This window comes from Acinetobacter sp. YH12131, assembly GCF_013418635.1.
Classification (GTDB): domain Bacteria; phylum Pseudomonadota; class Gammaproteobacteria; order Pseudomonadales; family Moraxellaceae; genus Acinetobacter; species Acinetobacter towneri.
On the sequence record NZ_VPBQ01000004.1, the window covers coordinates 151,150 to 169,483 of the forward strand.

An 18,334-nucleotide genomic window follows, 5' to 3' on the forward strand; every position below is an offset into this window, starting at 1 on the left:
AATGTCCAAATCAGCACCCGATAAGTTTTTTGCCCCAATCGTGATTGCTGGCATCACCATCGGCTTTTTTGTTGCAGCCTATAAATTTGTTTTTGCCAAGCCAGAAGCCACCGCAAAACCAACTGAAAATGTTGAGAAAAATCATCCAAAAGAGGATAGACCAAGCTCTTAAATTATGTTAAAAATTAATCAACTTTGGCAGGAATGAGCCAAAGACTGATTTGGATAAATCAGATCAATAACTTGGAAAGCTTGATGAGGGTTTAAGGGAAAAATAAAAAACTTGGGTTTTAACCAAGCTGAAATATTTGAGTCTTAAAATTCGCGCAAGGATGACAATAATGAGAGAAATCAATATGCTAAACAAATTACGTATCAGTTTAAAAGTTCAAGTGGCAAATTCGTTACCTATGCATCAACAAAATGCTGTGCTTAAAATGCAGCAAACTGAATCACGTTTGGCAAATACGCCAAAATTGGTATTATTTCGTACCGATTATTTAGAATAAAATAACAGGATTCACGTATTGCTAAGTCTTTATAGTACGTGACGGTGTTAAAGAAAAAGCCAGTTTAGAAAAAACTGGCTTTTGTCATTTTGCAATTTGATCGGCAAGATCAATATTATTCTGTTTAGACTAGAATCATTTTTATCACATTCATTTGTTTGCATGTTTCATCTAAAAGCAAACTTAAACATACTCCGATGCTGCATGCGCAGATGACCATGCCCATTGAAAGTTATAGCCACCTAAATGTCCTGTCACATCTAAAACTTCACCAACAAAATATAGGCCTTTTTGTTTTTTACTTTCCATGGTTTTTGAAGACACCTCTTGAGTATCTACGCCACCTAAAGTGACTTCGGCTGTGCGGTAACCTTCTGTACCCGATGGTTTGACTTCAAAGGCATTTAAACGCGCTGCAATGTGTTCAAGTTTTTCATCACTGATATTTCCAATTGCTGTTTCAGAAAGCTCTGACCAAATCAGTTGCTGTAATTCGGTTACCACACTTTTAGGTAGGTGTTCAGTCAATAAAGTGCGCAGTAAAACTTTCGCCTGAGTTTGTTTTTTCGTTTTTAGAAAATCATAGAGTTCTAAATAGGGCAAAAAGTTAATTTTAAAGCTTTGACCGACATCCCAGTAATTGGAAAGCTGTAAAGCACTTGGCCCGCTCAAACCACGGTGGGTAAATAATAAGGCTTCGGTAAAACTATTCAGTGAGTTTGATAAGGTTGCATCTACAGCATTACCACTTAAACGCGTGGTGACTTCTTTAAAGCTGTCTGAGAATGTAAAAGGCACTAAACCTGCACGAGTTGGATAAACATGATGGCCAAATTGTTTGGCAATTTCATAACCGATGCCTGAACCACCAAGGGTAGGAATAGATAAACCTCCTGTAGCCACCACCACTGAAGTGGCCTGAAAGTAGCCTAGAGTTGTGGCAACCTGAAAGCCCTGATCATCCACAGCATTCACGGCTTTGACTTCACAATTGGTTTGAATATCGACCAAATTGGTTTTTTCACATTCGGCTAAGAGCATGGCTAAAATTTCTTTAGCGCCGTTTAAAGTGAATAATTGCCCGTGTTTACGTTCTTCATATTCAATGCCGTATTCGCAGACCAAACCAATAAAATCCCAGTTGGTATAACGGGTGAGAGCAGAAATGACAAAATGTGGATTATGTGAAATATAATGGATTGGTTCGACTTCTAAGTTGGTGAAATTACATTTACCACCACCAGACATTAGAATTTTTTTGCCCACTTTATTGGCTTTTTCTACCACCAAAACTTTACGACCACGTTGTGCTGCCATGTAAGCAGTCATCAGCCCCGATGCACCCGCACCTAAAACAACAACATCAACCTGATGAACCATGAGTATTACTCGGTAGACGAAAAGCGAACAATTATAAAAGATTTGTGGGGGTTTTAATATGCTTTAAGCTTTCCTTGCAAGCCACCTGTATGAATGGCCAGGATTCGAGTGTGGGCAGGGAAATGATTGTGCTGGATTAAATCAAGAAGTCCCATCATCATTTTACCTGTATAAATGTGTTCGAGTGGAATTTGATATTTTTGCTCAAAATTTTGAATAAATTTCAATAATTCAGGTGTAGTTTTGGCATAGCCGCCACCACAATAGGCATCGGTTAAAGACCAATTGCTTTTATCGGTCCATTGTTGAATGTCCTGTTTGAGAAAATCACCTTTCAAGGCTGAAAACCCTAAAACTTGCTGTTGTTCCGAGCTACTTTCAATGATGCCCACAATTGTTCCACCAGTACCCACAGCACAACAAATTACGTCATAATTTTCTAAATCATCAGGGGAGAGGATTTCCTGTGTCCCTTGAATGGCAAGGGAATTGCTTCCACCCTCTGGAATAATAAAGGCTTGAGGATATTGCTGTTGAAGTTGTTGTAAATATTCCACTTCATGGCGCAGACGATATTCGGCTCGGCTGACAAAATGCAGTTGCATGCCAAAATCTTGCGCTGTTTGTAGGGTAGGATTTAAGTCTTGGGTCGCAAGTTCTTGACCACGAATGATGCCAATACTTTGAAAGCCAAAGCGTTGAGCTGCATAAGCCGTTGCTGCAATATGATTGGAAAATGCACCGCCAAAAGTGAGGACTTGAGAAAAACCTTGCTGTTGTGCTGCCAAGAGGTTGTATTTGAGTTTAAAAAACTTGTTGCCCGAAATCTGGGGATGAATCTGATCAAGGCGTTTGATGGTCAGTTGAACAGGCTGGGGAAGTTCTAATGTTTGATAAGGGGTAGGAAAAGCAATGTGATCAAACATTTTTTGCGAACGAGAAATGAATTTGACCACATTGTAAATGTATTTGATTGAGAATGTCAGTGTTGGTTTATGAGTCGGTATCCACCGACGTGATCACCGACATACCAGGGCGTAGATTTTCGATCCCTTTTTGATTCGGATCAATGGTGATACGTACCGCTATACGTTGAACGACTTTGGTAAAATTTCCTGTGGGATTGTCAGGTTTAAGTACACTGAACTCTGAACCCGCAGCGGGGGGAAATCTGTTCCACATGGCCTGGCTCATTGAGCAATGTCCAAACAATAGGTATCGCTATTCCACGATAGACGATAGCTAACATCAAGATATTGATATCTCGTTTTCCCCATTTCCAGTTGGTTCTATCCAAAGTTAATTGGACTTTATCGAATAAAAATATATTGAAAATTAATTGAGAAATTTGACGATAATCGAAATACTGATCTGCAAAGAAGCGTTGTATACGTCGATAAAATGATTGTGGTAAGCACGTGATGGGTAAGGCTTTAGATGCAGAAGAAAGATTACATGTCTGTTTTACAATTAATGCAAGCATAATCAGTGTAAAACATTTTACATGTGACTTGTTTCACTTTAGATATTTGTTTAAGATGAGATGTAACTCATTGAAATGTTTCATCATATTCGTTGTTAGAAAACAAGTATTATGCCATTATTTAAATGAGTTATCTTTTTTTGTCGTGTACAAAGATCGTTTTATCAAAGTAAGTTGAATAACCATAGGGCAGCAATTTACCCTATGGCTTTTTAAAATTTAATGAAAAACTGCTTCCAAAGCATTTAAGCCAACTTTAGGATCGAGTAAACCATTGTAAATCTCTGGAATTTCACGTTCGACACCCAAGAGCTGATAAATGGCAATCATGGCACAACGTACGGAATATTCCACAGTGAAAACCACATCATCTTCAAGCTCTACGAATTGACCTAAGAAAGCAAAGTTGACCGCATTTTCTGGAATGACCAATGGACGATCACCTGCTTTACGACATGCAAATAGGGCAGAAGCATAAGGCATCATTACTGTGGTAATGTCAGTATGTGCCAACACATGATCCAAAATGTCATCGAAACCAAGTTGATGAATCAACTCAATTAAAATCTCTTGACCCGTCGCTTCACTCATCGTTTTTTTAATGTAATCGCCGATATGGTCAATTTCAAAACCATAACCCCATAAGGTGAATTTACCTTCTGGTAAGTCAGCAAAATGCGGTTGAGCTGGAACGACCACAGATAGATGCCAACCAGATTCAAACCAAGTCATGAGTGCACCTGTACCCGGTTCATTTCCTGTGTAATCAATAATCCGTTTTAGCAGCACATCATCATGCATGGTGAGCGTAAAGGATTTCCATTTATGCTCATCAATGTTGCCATAGAAGGTCATTGGACGACCAAAATCAGGAGCTTTTTGAGCCAATGTTTCCCACAAACGCCAGCCATGATCTTGTCGATCACGAATCAGCTCAGGAACATCGAATTTATCGCCATAACGTGAATCAGCCGTAATCGAACCTAAAGTAAAGAGCGCAAGATCATGCTCACCCAGTTGAATTTGTTCAGTGCCTTCTGGAATGTTGACATAAAGTTGGGTTGCCTTACGTTCCTTCGTTTGGGCATCTTCGACAAAGTCTGCATCTGTGACATAACTACCGAAACGAACATCAACGCCTTGTTCCACCAACCAGCGTTGTAGAGGATGAATCATTGAATCATATTGATTGTATTTAGTTCGTTTCACACCTGCTAAGGTATGGATGCGTGGTAATTCTTGAATGAAACGTAGAAAATAACGGCGTAATTCCGCTGCGCTATGCCATTTTTGAAAGGCAAACGTGGTTCGCCACATCCGCCAAAAATTACTTTGGAAAAATGCATCATCAAAAAATTCATCAATACGGCGACTACCGATACGATCTTCTTTTAATGCCAGTAGACGTAACATTTGAGCACGGTTGAGCGTTGATAATCCCAATTTTTGAGCTTCTGCAATAATATGATTTGAGTCGATCAAACGTGCTTGAGCATTGGTTTTAACTTGTTCGTTAAATTCACGACATTCTTCACGAACAGAAATGTCTGGATTTTCTAAAGATGGGATGCTTGAAAATAAATCCCAAGTACACAAATAAGTCTCATCAGTTAGCATACGTCCACCACGTGTGACCCATGCTTGGTTCGGATTAAGTGGATTATGTCCACCATCCATCGAACCACCAGAAACATTCAATTCTTCTAAAATATGGATATGTTCAGCGGGCACTTTAGCATCACGAATCGCAAAAGCAGCAGCAGCCATACCAGCTATGCCTCCACCTACAATCCAAAGATGTGATTTAGAGCGGTCTAATGTTTTCAGTCTTTTATTTTGCATCTGATGTGCCTCGTTTGTAGTTCTAAAGAAAATTAAAGCCGTAATTTTATTATGGGATTATGTGTTTTAAAAATATATGAAAGTTCTGCTAAAAATCGATGATAAATTATTATCAGAAAAAAACTTTAATAGAAAAAATGGATGCACAATAAAATTTTACTGTTCATATGCTATGTTTTAACTGTTTGACATTAAAATTAAATTGAGTTTTTACTCTATTTTTGGTTTTTTACTAAATATCAAATTGCTTGAAAAATCCTTAAATTTATAAACATAAATCAAAAAAATTATATCTTCTATTATGGTTTTTTAAGTAAAATAAATAGTTGAAAATTATTCTAATCTTGAGGTCTATCTTGGAATCATTATTGATTTTAGGCTCTATTGCTTTGGCATTAATGTTGGGGGCAATTAGTCCTGGGCCTACCTTTATTTATGTGGCAAAAAATTCGATAGCCATTTCACGTAAGCATGGTTTATTTACTGCTTTAGGCACGGGTACGGGTGCCGCAATTTTTGGTTTATTGGCGGTGATGGGGTTGCAGGCTATTTTATTGGCAGTGCCTTCAGCATATTTTCTGCTTAAAATTTGTGGTGGTTTATATTTGTTGTTTTTGGCTTATAAAATTGTGAAGCATGCCAAAGCGCCTATTCAAACCAATCTTGCACATGGACAGCAAATGTCACTGCGCCGTGCGTTTACTACAGGTTTAATTACGCAGTTATCTAACCCTAAAATTGCAATTGTCTTGGCGAGTATTTTTACGGCTTTGTTGCCTAAAGAAATTCCGAACTATTTTTATGTGGTGCTGCCAATTCTGTGTTTTTTTATTGATGCAGGTTGGTGTTCATTGGTTGCAGTGGCTTTGTCTGCAGAAAAACCGCGTCAGGCTTATATTAAGTTTAAGGCTATTTTTGACCGTGCAGCAGGGGCGGTCATGACAGTATTGGGATTAAAGTTAATTTTTGGGATGAAGTGATTTATTTGTGTAGATACCTATGCCTTTTGAGAGAAGATTGGGATGAGGGTATTCTAATAATTAAAATGTTTGCCTTACTTTTAAAGGATCAAAAGTAACAAAAATCCTTTGTTCGTTAGAGGGCACGTCCGTGTGCCTAACGAACAGGCTACATCCATGTCACCTTTCTGTGCGTTAGTACTTAAATCAATATTCATCCTCTTCGAATTTGATAGATGGAAAGTAATGTTTAGGGTCATATCCGTCACAATATTCAAATGGAATATTTTTAATAAAATCATATTTATTTATAAAATTATTTTGGAGCCATTTTTTTCCAAAACGCGATAAAACATTGAAAAAAAGGATATAAAGCTCAGGGTTTGAAAGTTGAGCACGGTAAATTTTTATTAACTCGTATTTTTCAAAATCACTTAGGATTGTTGATTCATCTACTATTTTTATAGCATTATACATATTTCTAAAATAAGAGCTTAAATGAGTTTGATTGGTTTTCAATAAGCAGCCTCTAAAATCCTTTTCCATTAACCTTTTCTGAATTTTAATAACTAATTCTTCATTAAATCCATTATACCTTGATAGTTTATTTACTATAAATGTCGTCCAACTTCCCTCTATACCAAAGTAAAAAATAACGTATGAGATATCTAATATTTGTGATTTATTGAGTTGGAGATTTTCTTGTACAGAAATTTCTTGAATCGTTTCTAAAATTCGTTTGAACTGAATTTTGAAGGTTACAAAAGCCTTTTTCCCTTCTTTTGGTGGGTGTTGCGGATTGGTATTGGGTAAAGAAATATTTATCAAATGTTGGTTGTGATAATCAATCATTTTAAAAAAATTAGACTTTAAATTATTTTTCTGTGCTTCATCTTTTTGATTAATAATTGTATAAATCAAGAGGAATATGCTTGATGCACTTAAGAGAGTACCTATAACTCCTCCATACAAATTACCTAAAGAAGCTCCTAAATTTGGATCAATCAAGGAGGTTACTCCAATTTGAAAAGCTTTGTTGGTAAAAATAAAATAGGTAGCTAGCAAACTAATAATTATCAAGACTATTGGTAGAACTAAGCAAAAAAACTTTATCCATCTATTCATTATTTATAACTATAAAAAACCCCACTAAAATATAGCAGGGCTTTTTATCAGTGTCTAAAAATTAAGACACTTTATCACCCGGTTTTGCGCCAGATTCAGGTGAAATCACCCAAACACCTTCGCCATTACCCGCAGCAAGTACCATACCGTTAGAAATACCAAAACGCATTTTACGAGGTGCAAGGTTAGCCACCATCACCACCAATTTGCCTTTTAAATCTTCTGGTTGATAAAATTCACGAATACCACTAAACACATTACGTGGCTCAGCTTCACCTACGTTTAAAGTCAATTGAAGCAGCTTATCAGAACCTTCAACGGTTGCAGCCTCTAAAACTTCTGCAACACGTAAATCAATTTTGACAAAGTCATCAATCGTGATAATTTCCGCTTCACCGACTTTTGGTTCTGCTTTTTTCTCTTTGGCTTTTTCTTTTTTCTTTTCCGCTTTTGGTGCTTCAGCAGGGGCGGCTAAAGAATCTTTAGATGCATCCACCATGGCTGCTACAGCTTTCGGATCAACACGTTGCATCAATGGTTGGAACAATGCAATCTCATGACCGATCAAAATTGTTTCACGAGAAGCGAAATCGAAAGTATCTAACTGCAAGAAAGCTTGAACCTGTTCAGCCAAGGTTGGCAGTACAGGCGCAAGATAAATCGCCAATTGACGGAATAGGTTAATCCCTACAGAACATACGTCATGAACTTGCTGTTCTTCGCCTTCAATTTTGGCTAAAGCCCAAGGCTTTTTCTCATCAATATATTGGTTGGCGCGGTCAGCAAGCGCCATAATTTCACGAATTGCCGCAGAGAATTCACGCTCTTCGTATGCTTTGGCAATCGAGTCACCTGCAGCAATAAAGCTTTGTACTAACTCAGGTTCTGCACAGCTCGCACTTAATTTGTTATCAAATTTGGTGTTGATGAATTTGGCACAACGGCTGGCAATATTCACCACTTTACCTACAAGGTCAGAGTTTACTTTCTGCACAAAATCATCCAGATTTAAGTCTGAGTCTTCAACTTTGTCAGACAGTTTTGAGGCAAAGTAATAGCGTAAATATTCAGGGTTTAAATGCTGTAAATATGTTTCTGCTTTAATGAATGTGCCGCGAGATTTCGACATTTTTTGACCATTTACAGTTAAGAAACCATTTACAAATAAACCTGTAGGTGTGCGATAACCCGCACCATCTAACATCGCAGGCCAGAATAAAGCGTGGAAATAGACGATGTCTTTACCAATGAAGTGATAGACTTCTTTGTCTGAATCTTTTTTCCAATAATCGTCAAAATTTAGGTCAGGGCGTTTGGTTTTTACGTAGTTTTCAAAACTCGACATATAACCAATTGGTGCATCAACCCAGACATAAAAATATTTATTTGGTGCATCTGGAATTTCAAAACCAAAATATGGCGCGTCACGTGAAATATCCCAGTCATTCAAGCCATTTTCAAACCATTCATCCAATTTGTTGGCAATTGAAACTGGCAAACGACCTTCATCGCGCGTCCATTTTTGTAAATATTCACCAAAATTAGGCAATTTAAAGAAGTAATGATCTGATGATTTTTCTACAGGTGTTGCACCGCTCAAAGTCGATTTTGGATTAATCAGCTCAGTCGCGTTATAGGTAGTGCCGCAAACTTCGCAAGAATCGCCGTATTGATCTTCCGCTTTACATTTCGGGCACGTGCCTTTAATGAAACGATCAGACAAAAACATGCCTTTTTCAGGATCAAATAATTGCGTAACAGGACGCACAGCAATATTGCCTGCATCACGGTTTTTGACATAAATTTCGCTGGCACGTGCGCGGTTGGTGTCGCTATGCGTTGAATCATAATGATCAAAATGCACACCAAAACCGTCAAAATCGCGAATGTGTTCTTGTTGCACATTGGCAATTTGCTGTTCAGGGCTAATCCCGTTGGCTTCGGCACGCAGCATGATTGCTGTACCATGCGCATCATCCGCACAGACATAAGTCACGTCATGTCCCATTGCACGCATGGCGCGAACCCAGATATCTGCCTGGATATAACCGAGTAAGTGACCCATATGGATCGGACCATTGGCGTATGGTAGGGCGTTAGTGACTAAAATTTGACGCACGGATATAACTCTCTCAAATAGGGACGATGCAATTCGGGCAATTTTACCTTAGATAGCACATAGATGCACAAGGGATTCCATGAATTCTTTTCAAATCCATTTACAACACCAAACACAATGCATAAACAAGAACTTAGTCTGAGTTTGAGTAAAAATAAGACAAAAAACCAAGTTATCCAATCGGAATTAAATATTTTCAGCTACAGCATGGCTTAACCTTGTACCGAATTATCGTTACACTATCATAATCGCGGTATTTCCAAACTTTGGAGTAAATCTATGTCTTGGCTTTCTTCACTTAAATCAGTTTTTTCACCTTTGCATACGGTGAATGAGGAAGCTATTCAGCACGTGCTACAAAGTTATATATTGCCTGAATCTGAACATGCTTTAAAAGATCGTATTTCTCAAGTGAATGTGCAAGGTGATATTCTGCAAATCACCATCAATACTTATCCTGAAGAAAAACAACATTTACAACAAATTCATGATGAACTGGCAGATGCTTTAGAAAAATGCGGCATTAAAGAACTGAATATGCATGTGATTCAGCAGAAATCTGGACAGAAAAAAGAAAGTTGTGGGCATCAACATGCTGAAGTTGAAAGCTGCGCAACATCGACCACACAGACTGCAACATCTCATTTACCACCGGTGGTCGATGCTGCGGGCCAAAGTTCAATGCAAGAAGCCGATCCGAATAATCCACCGATTCAAAAAGCTGCGCCACACCAACGTGATGTGCCGAAACATCCGCGTATTCAAAACGTAATTTTGGTATCTTCAGGCAAAGGCGGGGTTGGAAAATCTACCACTACAGTAAATTTGGCTTTAGCTTTGCAAAAGCTCGGCTTAAAAGTTGGCGTATTGGATGCCGATATTTATGGTCCAAGTATTCCGACCATGCTCGGCAATGCAGGCAAAACTCCTATGATTGAAGCTGAGCAGTTTGTACCGTTGGATGCTTTTGGAATGCCTGTGTTATCTATCGGGCATTTAACAGGTGATCACAATACACCTGTAGCATGGCGTGGACCAAAAGCCACGGGTGCATTAATGCAGCTCTTTAATCAAACCTTATGGCCAGATTTGGATGTGTTGATGATTGATATGCCACCAGGAACGGGGGATATTCAATTGACACTTGCACAGCGTATTCCTGTAACGGGAGCGGTGATTGTGACTACACCACAAAATGTTGCCTTAATGGATGCTGTCAAAGGCATCGAACTATTTAATCGTGTGCAAATCCCTGTCATGGGCGTAATTGAGAATATGTCGACGCATATCTGCTCAAACTGCGGCTACGAAGAACAAATTTTTGGTCAAGGTGGTGGCGATAAACTGGCAGAACAATATGACATTCCGTTACTTGGGCGTTTACCATTGAATGTCAGTATTCGTGAAAATGTCGATGCAGGTACGCCGTCAGTGATTGCAGGCGATGATGCTGCCGATAGTTACATTGCGATTGCTCAGCAAATTGCAAAAAAACTGCCTAAAGCTGAAAAAGATCATAATCGTATTTTTTAAGTGCGAATTGAAAAATAACAGTTATTGTTGCCTTATAAGTATTTCAATAGCTAGAAGCTACTTAGGATTAGTGTGCCTGTAAATGGGAAATAGCGGAAACTTAAATTCTCTCGGTGCTTTAAAAAGTAGCTAGTTTTCATTAATCTGGTTTTCAGTTAAAGTACCGCATAGTTTAAACATTCATATTTTGGATAGAAAATAAATGGCAATTAAGTCTGATCGTTGGATTCGCGAAATGAGCGAAAAACACGGCATGATTGAACCGTATGCTGAAAACCAAGTTCGTTTTGACGAAAATGGCGAAAAACTCATCTCTTATGGGGTGTCTAGCTACGGTTATGACGTGCGCTGTGCGCGTGAATTTAAAGTCTTTACCAATGTTCACTCAGCAATTGTTGATCCAAAAAACTTTGATGAAAAAAGTTTTATCGATATTGAATCAGATGTGTGCATCATTCCGCCAAACTCGTTTGCATTGGCGCGTACTGTTGAATATTTCCGTATTCCGCGCAATGTATTGACAGTGTGTTTAGGTAAATCGACCTATGCACGTTGCGGTATTATTGTGAATGTGACGCCACTGGAACCAGAGTGGGAAGGTCATGTAACTTTAGAGTTTTCCAATACCACGAACTTACCTGCACGTATTTATGCAGGCGAAGGTGTGGCACAAATGTTGTTCTTTGAATCAGATGAAGTTTGTGAAACCTCGTACAAAGACCGTGGTGGTAAGTATCAGGGGCAGACAGGCGTGACCTTGCCTAAAGCATAAGTGATTAACCCATCACAATTTTTCTGTTGAACAAGCGAGCCAATGTGCTCGCTTTTTTTCATTCATCGGAAAGCTGCGCTGTTTAGCCAGTTTTTTTTGCATTTGTATTAATATTCAGCATAATTAAATTTGAGATTGGTTTGGCATAATCACGTTTTTAAGGATAAAAACACCCTAATAAATAGCCAAGTCATAGATAAATAAAAGAAAGATGCGGAGCATCAGATAAAAGGAAGGTCGAGATGACTGAACACGCAATTACTTTCCCTTTTCGTAAGCGTTGCTTAGCCACTGCTATAGGCTTGCTTTTGGCGAACCCGAGTTATGCTTTACAAGCACTCTCCGATGACTCTTTGTCAAATACCACAGGCGAAGGGGTTGCTTTAGTCCTTGATGACTTCAAAATGGTGTTTCAGCAACCGAATGACCTATCAACAGGGTCGAGTTATACACGTGGGTTAGAAAATCCAAGTCAATATGATACGGGTTTTATTCGTATTATTCCGACGGGGGAGAATTATCAATATATTCAAAATAAGCAGTTTGAAGAAAAGTATAAAACTGCTTATACGAATCAATATAATAATTCACATAAAGCGGTGTATACTACATCGGAAACTGCAGAATATAATCGTATTTATCAAAGTGAATTTGATAAAGCTTTTGAAGCAAAGAAAGTTGAAAATGAAAAAACTTATCGTGAATATGAGTATCGTGATCAGGCGGGAACCCTTTATAAACAACGCTATGATTATTGGTATAGTTTTCATAGTAAAGTGGGGGGGAATTATGTTGTTTTATGGGATAGACCTAGGATAGCAAGAGATAAAGCAATAAATGATTTAGATAATGTTGATCAGTGGAAGAATGAATTAACTAGCCGTGTAAATGCAAAACTAACAATTGATGCGACACCTATCGCCGTAGAAAATGCGAAAGCATTGGCAGATATGTATGCATTAAAACAGGTTGAATTGCATGCGAATCAAGTAATACGTGATACTGTAAATCAGCAAGCAAATATAACGCATAATAGAACCAAAGCGGATGTGTTTATTTATGGTTTAGCATTATCTAAAAGTGATAATTCGTTAAGTAGTCGTTATAGCAATCAAGGTTTTAACTGGGGTTCAGCAGACAACCCATGGTTATTTCGTGCTGGCACAGAAAAAGTAAAACAATTTAAAAATGTAGAAAAAGATGTTGGTTATTTAGCACTAGAGGCACCACTCGCAACTACTACGCCAACTGAAAGTGATAATAATATTAAATTAGGCTTTTGGACTGATATTTTTTCACGTCAGTTGAACTCAAGTGCAGAGGTAGATCCGAGCACTGGAGCACCAAAATCGGGTTTAGATAAAGAACATCGTTTACGCACTCAGTTTATTGCCAATGGTTTAAGTTTAAATGGTTCACAGACTCGACTATTTCAGACTTTAGACTCTGATAATCCAAATCATCATCAAACATTGGGTATGGCAAGTGTATTGCGTTTAAATACTAATGATAATCCTGCGAATCTAAGTTTCACAGATTCAAACTTAGATAGTAAAGGGATCCGCATTAGTACAGCAGCAAAATCAGATACTTTGGATGGAACGGCGGTCACACCAGCAATAGATGGTTCATTGGCACCAGTTTTTCATGATACAGAAGGTTTGTATTTATACAGTCCAAATATCAATTTAGTTTTAGGGAATATGTATCAACCTTTTGTGGTCGGTTCGGAAGGCAATAATATTGTGCTGGAAGTAACCCGTATTCCGAATGTTCCTGAAATTTATAATAAAATTTATCAAAATTATGAAGATGGAAAAGGTGGATATTTAGGTGCTGCTACGTTTACAGGTTCTACGTGTAATGTGGTGAGCTGTGGCACACCGCTAAAAGCCAATGTCAATGACAGCACTGCGATGTATCAAGGACGTAATGCGACGCATAGTAGTATTGCAATTGGTACTGTAGAACGCTTGCCAAATAATATGTTACGTGCCAAAGATCATACGGATGCCACAGGTGTTGTATTTAAAGGTGTAGATGGTTCTGCTAAGAATCTAGGTTCGGTTGCAATTGATGGCGTGCTGATTCAGCACCTTAAATTTAAAACGACAGGTCTATAAAAGGAGAATCATCATGTTGAAAAAACTGTCTTGTATTGCATTGATGTGTAGTCCTTTGACCCATGCCAATTTAATTGCACTGGAAAATCACGAATTAACACAGGCTACAGGTCAAGGTGGTGCAGACCTCAATTGGACGTTATCGTTAAACCATGAATATGCTGAAAATTTAGAACTCAGCAATATTTCCAAATTTAATGGTGGGACTAAACCTACAGAAGTTTATTATCGCTATAGTAAAAATTGTGCTGACAATAATGTGCTTTGTCGTTTAGCCATTGCACCCAATAACCATGAAGATGCGCAGGGAAATAAAAAATGGCTGGTATTTAAACAAATTCAAGGCACCATACAAATTGATAAGTTTTCTTTAGATGGCACGACTATTATTAATCATAAAAATGACCCACAAACGGCGATGATGTTGAGTTTTTATGATGATAAGCCATTAAAAATAAGAAATTTGGGTTTTGCAACCATGGCGATTGAAACAGGTTCTAAACTTGAAGGTGAGGGTTATGCAAATTCAACAGTTTATGAGAAATATAATTCAAAACAAATTTTAGCAGATGGAACGATCGGCAGTGAGGTATCTTTGGATGTACCATTGTTTGATCAGGGCGCTGAAAAAGGATTTATGGGCTTAAATATTCACGGCAATATGCACATGTCTGGCAATGTGAAAATATTTAGCTACAACTGTACAGGTTCAGCAGCAAGCCGTTGTTGAATATAGGATTAAGTACAGTATAGGGAAATAAAATGAAAAAAATAATGCAATTAAATTTATTAACATTGAGCGTACTTTGTGCGCAACAAGTGTATGCTTTAGAGCTGATTGCAGACCAGCATTTGTCTGATGTAAGTGGGCAAGATGGTATCGTGATCACCCACGAAATGTCTAAAGCCACAATTAATCAAATCAATTGGTATGATCCTGACTTAGTGGATGGAACTCAACCGGGCCTAGGCTTACATAATGTAGAAATTATAGGACAGAATAACCAGTCTATTATCAGTAAGCTTGCTTTAGATGTGGGGAAAACTGATGTTGGTGCAGGTGTGCGTATAGATGCGAGTATTGATGCTTTTCAATCGACTGCAGATTTAAACTTAGTCAAAAGAAACTGTCTTGGAAATAGTTGTACTAAAGAAACACAAAGTTTGGGTCAGTTCGGCTTAGAAACTAAATCACCTTTAAAAGTTTTATTAGAAACCAAAGCAGGTTTATTCAATCAAAATGAAACGGCACATTTAAACTTCCAGTTACAGAATGCCAAAATTAGTCATGGTTTAGGTAAGCATCAATTATCTATGCATGATTTTAACTTTAATTTTGCGACTGATGGCTATATGTACATTGATGCCGATGAGGGATTGGTCTTTACCACTAAAAATGGCACCACCGACCATTTTGTTAATCTTGGGCGAGTGAAAGATTTGGGTAGTGATGTTGCAAGTAGCCGACAAAATGCAACCAATCCTGGGGTCAATATTGATTTGCGTTATGATGACAAAAATTTAATTCGCTTTGGTGCATCAGGCGCTGTGAGCAACGCAAAATTATTTTTTAATGGGCAGCAAAAGAATGTTGCCAATTTTGATGTCTCGAATAAGGTTAATGGTGTAATTGAAACAAAAAACACACAAGTTGCAGGCTACGATGCTGTGGTGGGGCAAGGTGGTTTGCATTTGGGCCTATCGGCTGATTTTACCAATCAAAATACGACAGGTTTGGCGGCAGGGCAATTACCAACAACTTTAGAAATTGGGCACACAGGAAAAGGTAGTTATGCGGTTGAGTTTTCGAATTTAAGACCGCTAACCACACGTGATGCACAAGGTAATTTACACAATAAAAATGCCTATATCGATTTTGGCGATATTTATATTAATACCGTACAAGCGAAAAACCTCAATTTTTTAGTCAATGAAAATATTAAAAATACTATTGGTGCAACCAGTCCTCTTTTAAACCAGTTGCTATCGAGTAAGCTTGAAGGTGACCAGTTTTCACTGATTGCTGTTCGTGGTATGGACTTTCAGTCTATTGCGGCCAAAGCTAGAATTATTTCTGACAACTCTTTAAATGAATTGACAGGGGATGGTGGTTCTTGGGGTATTGGAATTCCAATTTATAATTTAAATGCCAATGTGGCCTTGTCGGGTAAACAATATCTGTCACCTTATGATGGAACGAATAAAACTGGAATTGGTTATAACGCCATTGTTTCTACCGCAGGTTATGGCATTGATTCAAAAACAGGATTGCCAAGTACCACTTCTATTATCTTAATTGACGGGCAAGACAGCCTGCATGCAGGAGAAGCTGTCAACTATTATGCTGGTTTAAGAAATATTGACGCATTAATTCAGTCCGATGGCGTGATTGGTTATGAAGATGCAGGGATTTATATTCGTGCAGATCATTTGTTGGTTGCAGCAAAAGCTGAGTTAGCGATTGGACAATTACCAGGTTCAAAATACAACTGCGTCACAGGATCAACTAAATGCGGTGGATTTGTACCATACGATAATTTTTCTAAGAAAGATGATGTATTGACCACAATTGCTTTTAAATTAGATGGTAATGGCGAGTTATTGGTAATTCCTGGAATGGATCCAACCGATACTAATCCGAACTCAAACTTTTTGTCTTTTGATGCGAACTTTAAGTTTAGAAGTCTAGATAGCACAGAACAGGCAGATCCGAAGAACTTGGGTAGTTATTTTAGTTTGATGAATGAAGATCAAGTGAATAATGAAACTGTTCAAACTTCTTCAATTAACTTGAATCGTATGGAAGGACATTTAGGTGTTAAAGGAAAAGTCGTCGTTAGTGCAGATACGGTTACTTTAGACAATCAAGTAAAATTTAATTATAAAAATGATATTGCTCAACCCTTTAAAACAGACTTTGCAATGTCTACCAATGGCAATATGCAGAAAATCGCATCTGTCGCGCTTACAGGTGGAACCATGCGCAGTACATTGGGCATTACGCCACGCTAAAGGATAGAAATAAAATGAAAAAAACAATTTTAGTTGCATCTATTTTAAGTACAGCCTTTTCATTCAATTCTGCTCAAGCGATGCAGGCTTTAAATGATGATCAGTTATCTCATGTACAAGGTCAGGCACTTTTGAACCTGATGACTGCGACAGATCAATCACAAGGGTTGAACTTTTATAAGCTGAGTGTTGATGCACTCATGGAGCTTAATGCCAATATTAAAACGCTACAATTAGGTTGTGGCGGTGTAAATAATGCGATTGGTGGTAAAGCGGGATGTGATATTGATATTTCTAATATTTCGTTAAGTGGTTTGAATGAATCTTATGATTCAACAGATAGTCCAAAGTTTAATGGTGAACGTGCGGGTACCAGTGCGCAAATTACCAATCCATTTATTGAATTTGCGATTAGTGGAAATAGTGCGTCAACACGTGAAGTGGTTGGTTTTCGCTTAGGTGCTGAAGAAATTTTAGGTCTACTGACTTTGGGTACAGATAACGTACAAAACCCAAATGACGGGATTAAAAGTTTTAGTGGTTATATGAAAATGGCACAAACTCGAGGTCATTCATTTACTGAGCAAACGACATTTGGTATGACCGATGATGAAATTATTTCTGGTCGTTTAACGGCTTTGGGGCAAACAAGACAGTTTCATAGTAAGCCATTTACAAATCGTGTTAGAACAAAAGGGCATACAGGGATTACAGTTCCTTCTATGAAAGTAGATTTTACTATGCCAGAAACGGTGGTTACGGGTCAACGTATGACTGCTGCCAAAGTGAGTGGTATTCGCTCATCTATTCCTTCTATTCCTTTAGCTGCTGCAGAGTCAGGTAAGCGTTTGCCAGATAGTGTCCAAGGGGACCCTAAGTTCGCAGCTGATCAGCTCTATGTGGAATTCCCAGCTTTATTAGGTACGGTTGGTACGCACTCATTCTTTAAAATGGCAGCAGGTTCGAGTTTGGATGAACTTAATATGGATATTACTTTTGTTCAAGCTTTAAATATGATTCACAATATTCCACTCAATGGTACGGGGGGCTATTTATCTTTGCAAAGTAAACCTGTGCATTGGCAGGGGGCTGATCAGGGCGATGTTGCACAACAAGGGTGGTGGATGTCTTTTAAAGAACCTATACAACTGGGATATTTAGCAACAACAGATAAAGTTGATATTTCGGCGGTATTACCACAAGTAGCTACAGCAATTAGTGATTATTTACTTAATAAATCTGAACCAATTGATGTTGGTTTTTTTGCTGCGTTAGGATCTTTAGCTGGAATACCTGTAGAGAAAAAATTAAATATTAATGTGGGGCAATATACTACTCAGAACCCTGCTACGATTACATTAACGGATAAGGTTTTACAAAACCAGAACGTCACCCCTAACTGTTATGGTGGTATGAAATTCTGTTAATCCCAAATGAAAAAAATCCCGCAACTTGTGCGGGATTTTTTATGCTTAGT

General features: G+C 38.1%; 14 protein-coding genes and 2 pseudogenes. 9 read left to right on the forward strand and 7 right to left on the reverse strand.

The genetic code is table 11. The features are described from left to right. The first annotated feature begins 1 nt into the window (after position 1). Together FTU66_RS05000 and FTU66_RS05005 are read left to right on the forward strand one after the other, a co-directional pair. The gene (locus tag FTU66_RS05000; protein ID WP_004975491.1) at positions 2–172 is read left to right on the forward strand and encodes a hypothetical protein; all 171 of its coding nucleotides are present in this window, start codon (positions 2–4) and stop codon (positions 170–172) included. A gap of 169 nt (positions 173–341) precedes the next feature. Next, complete coding sequence (locus tag FTU66_RS05005) at positions 342–509, forward strand: hypothetical protein (protein WP_004975492.1); 168 nt, start codon at positions 342–344, stop codon at positions 507–509. 183 nt (positions 510–692) lie between these two features. On the opposite strand, the gene FTU66_RS05010 is transcribed toward FTU66_RS05005, so the two are convergent. The 5 genes and pseudogenes from FTU66_RS05010 to FTU66_RS05030 all read right to left on the reverse strand — a co-directional run bounded on the left by FTU66_RS05010 (position 693) and on the right by FTU66_RS05030 (position 5,214). Next, positions 693–1,889 (reverse strand): NAD(P)/FAD-dependent oxidoreductase, encoded by a 1,197-nt coding sequence (locus FTU66_RS05010; RefSeq protein WP_180112415.1) that lies wholly within the window; start codon positions 1,887–1,889, stop codon positions 693–695. Between the two features lie 53 nt (positions 1,890–1,942). Continuing rightward, positions 1,943–2,815: a 1-aminocyclopropane-1-carboxylate deaminase/D-cysteine desulfhydrase gene (locus tag FTU66_RS05015; RefSeq protein ID WP_131261522.1), complete on the reverse strand. Its 873-nt coding sequence runs from the start codon at positions 2,813–2,815 to the stop codon at positions 1,943–1,945. 67 nt (positions 2,816–2,882) lie between these two features. After that, positions 2,883–3,075: pseudogene (locus FTU66_RS05020) on the reverse strand (HlyD family secretion protein); the annotation flags it as partial. Further along, positions 3,070–3,456 (reverse strand): annotated as a pseudogene (locus FTU66_RS05025) (IS4 family transposase); the annotation flags it as partial. The pseudogenes FTU66_RS05025 and FTU66_RS05020, both read right to left, overlap by 6 nt. Positions 3,457–3,591: 135 nt before the next feature. After that, positions 3,592–5,214, reverse strand: coding sequence for an oleate hydratase (locus tag FTU66_RS05030; RefSeq protein ID WP_180112416.1), 1,623 nt, complete (start codon positions 5,212–5,214; stop codon positions 3,592–3,594). Between the two features lie 356 nt (positions 5,215–5,570). Here FTU66_RS05030 and FTU66_RS05035 point away from each other — a divergent pair, with 356 nt between their 5' ends. Next, positions 5,571–6,194 (forward strand): LysE family translocator, encoded by a 624-nt coding sequence (locus FTU66_RS05035; protein WP_096901823.1) that lies wholly within the window; start codon positions 5,571–5,573, stop codon positions 6,192–6,194. 186 nt (positions 6,195–6,380) lie between these two features. On the opposite strand, the gene FTU66_RS05040 is transcribed toward FTU66_RS05035, so the two are convergent. Both FTU66_RS05040 and metG read right to left on the reverse strand, forming a co-directional pair. Beyond that, a complete protein-coding gene (locus FTU66_RS05040) occupies positions 6,381–7,181 on the reverse strand; it encodes a putative phage abortive infection protein (protein ID WP_228278934.1) in 801 nt (266 codons plus the stop codon). A gap of 178 nt (positions 7,182–7,359) precedes the next feature. Then, positions 7,360–9,417 carry a methionine--tRNA ligase gene (gene metG / locus FTU66_RS05045; RefSeq protein WP_180112417.1) on the reverse strand — a complete coding sequence of 686 codons (2,058 nt, stop codon included), beginning with the start codon at positions 9,415–9,417 and terminating at the stop codon, positions 7,360–7,362. Between the two features lie 279 nt (positions 9,418–9,696). Between metG and apbC the strand changes: the two genes are divergently transcribed. The 6 genes from apbC to FTU66_RS05075 all read left to right on the forward strand — a co-directional run bounded on the left by apbC (position 9,697) and on the right by FTU66_RS05075 (position 18,284). Further along, a complete protein-coding gene (gene apbC / locus FTU66_RS05050) occupies positions 9,697–10,950 on the forward strand; it encodes an iron-sulfur cluster carrier protein ApbC (RefSeq protein ID WP_180112418.1) in 1,254 nt (417 codons plus the stop codon). A 202-nt stretch (positions 10,951–11,152) separates the two neighbouring features. Then, positions 11,153–11,722: a dCTP deaminase gene (gene dcd / locus FTU66_RS05055; RefSeq protein ID WP_004975507.1), complete on the forward strand. Its 570-nt coding sequence runs from the start codon at positions 11,153–11,155 to the stop codon at positions 11,720–11,722. 242 nt (positions 11,723–11,964) lie between these two features. Then, complete coding sequence (locus tag FTU66_RS05060; protein WP_180112419.1) at positions 11,965–13,845, forward strand: hypothetical protein; 1,881 nt, start codon at positions 11,965–11,967, stop codon at positions 13,843–13,845. Positions 13,846–13,858: 13 nt separating this feature from the next. Beyond that, on the forward strand, positions 13,859–14,575 hold the full coding sequence (locus tag FTU66_RS05065) for a hypothetical protein (RefSeq protein ID WP_154320457.1): 717 nt from the start codon (positions 13,859–13,861) through the stop codon (positions 14,573–14,575). A gap of 32 nt (positions 14,576–14,607) precedes the next feature. Further along, positions 14,608–16,857 carry a DUF6160 family protein gene (locus FTU66_RS05070; protein ID WP_180112420.1) on the forward strand — a complete coding sequence of 750 codons (2,250 nt, stop codon included), beginning with the start codon at positions 14,608–14,610 and terminating at the stop codon, positions 16,855–16,857. Positions 16,858–16,871: 14 nt separating this feature from the next. Then, positions 16,872–18,284, forward strand: coding sequence for a hypothetical protein (locus FTU66_RS05075; protein WP_180112421.1), 1,413 nt, complete (start codon positions 16,872–16,874; stop codon positions 18,282–18,284). Positions 18,285–18,334 lie beyond the last annotated feature (50 nt).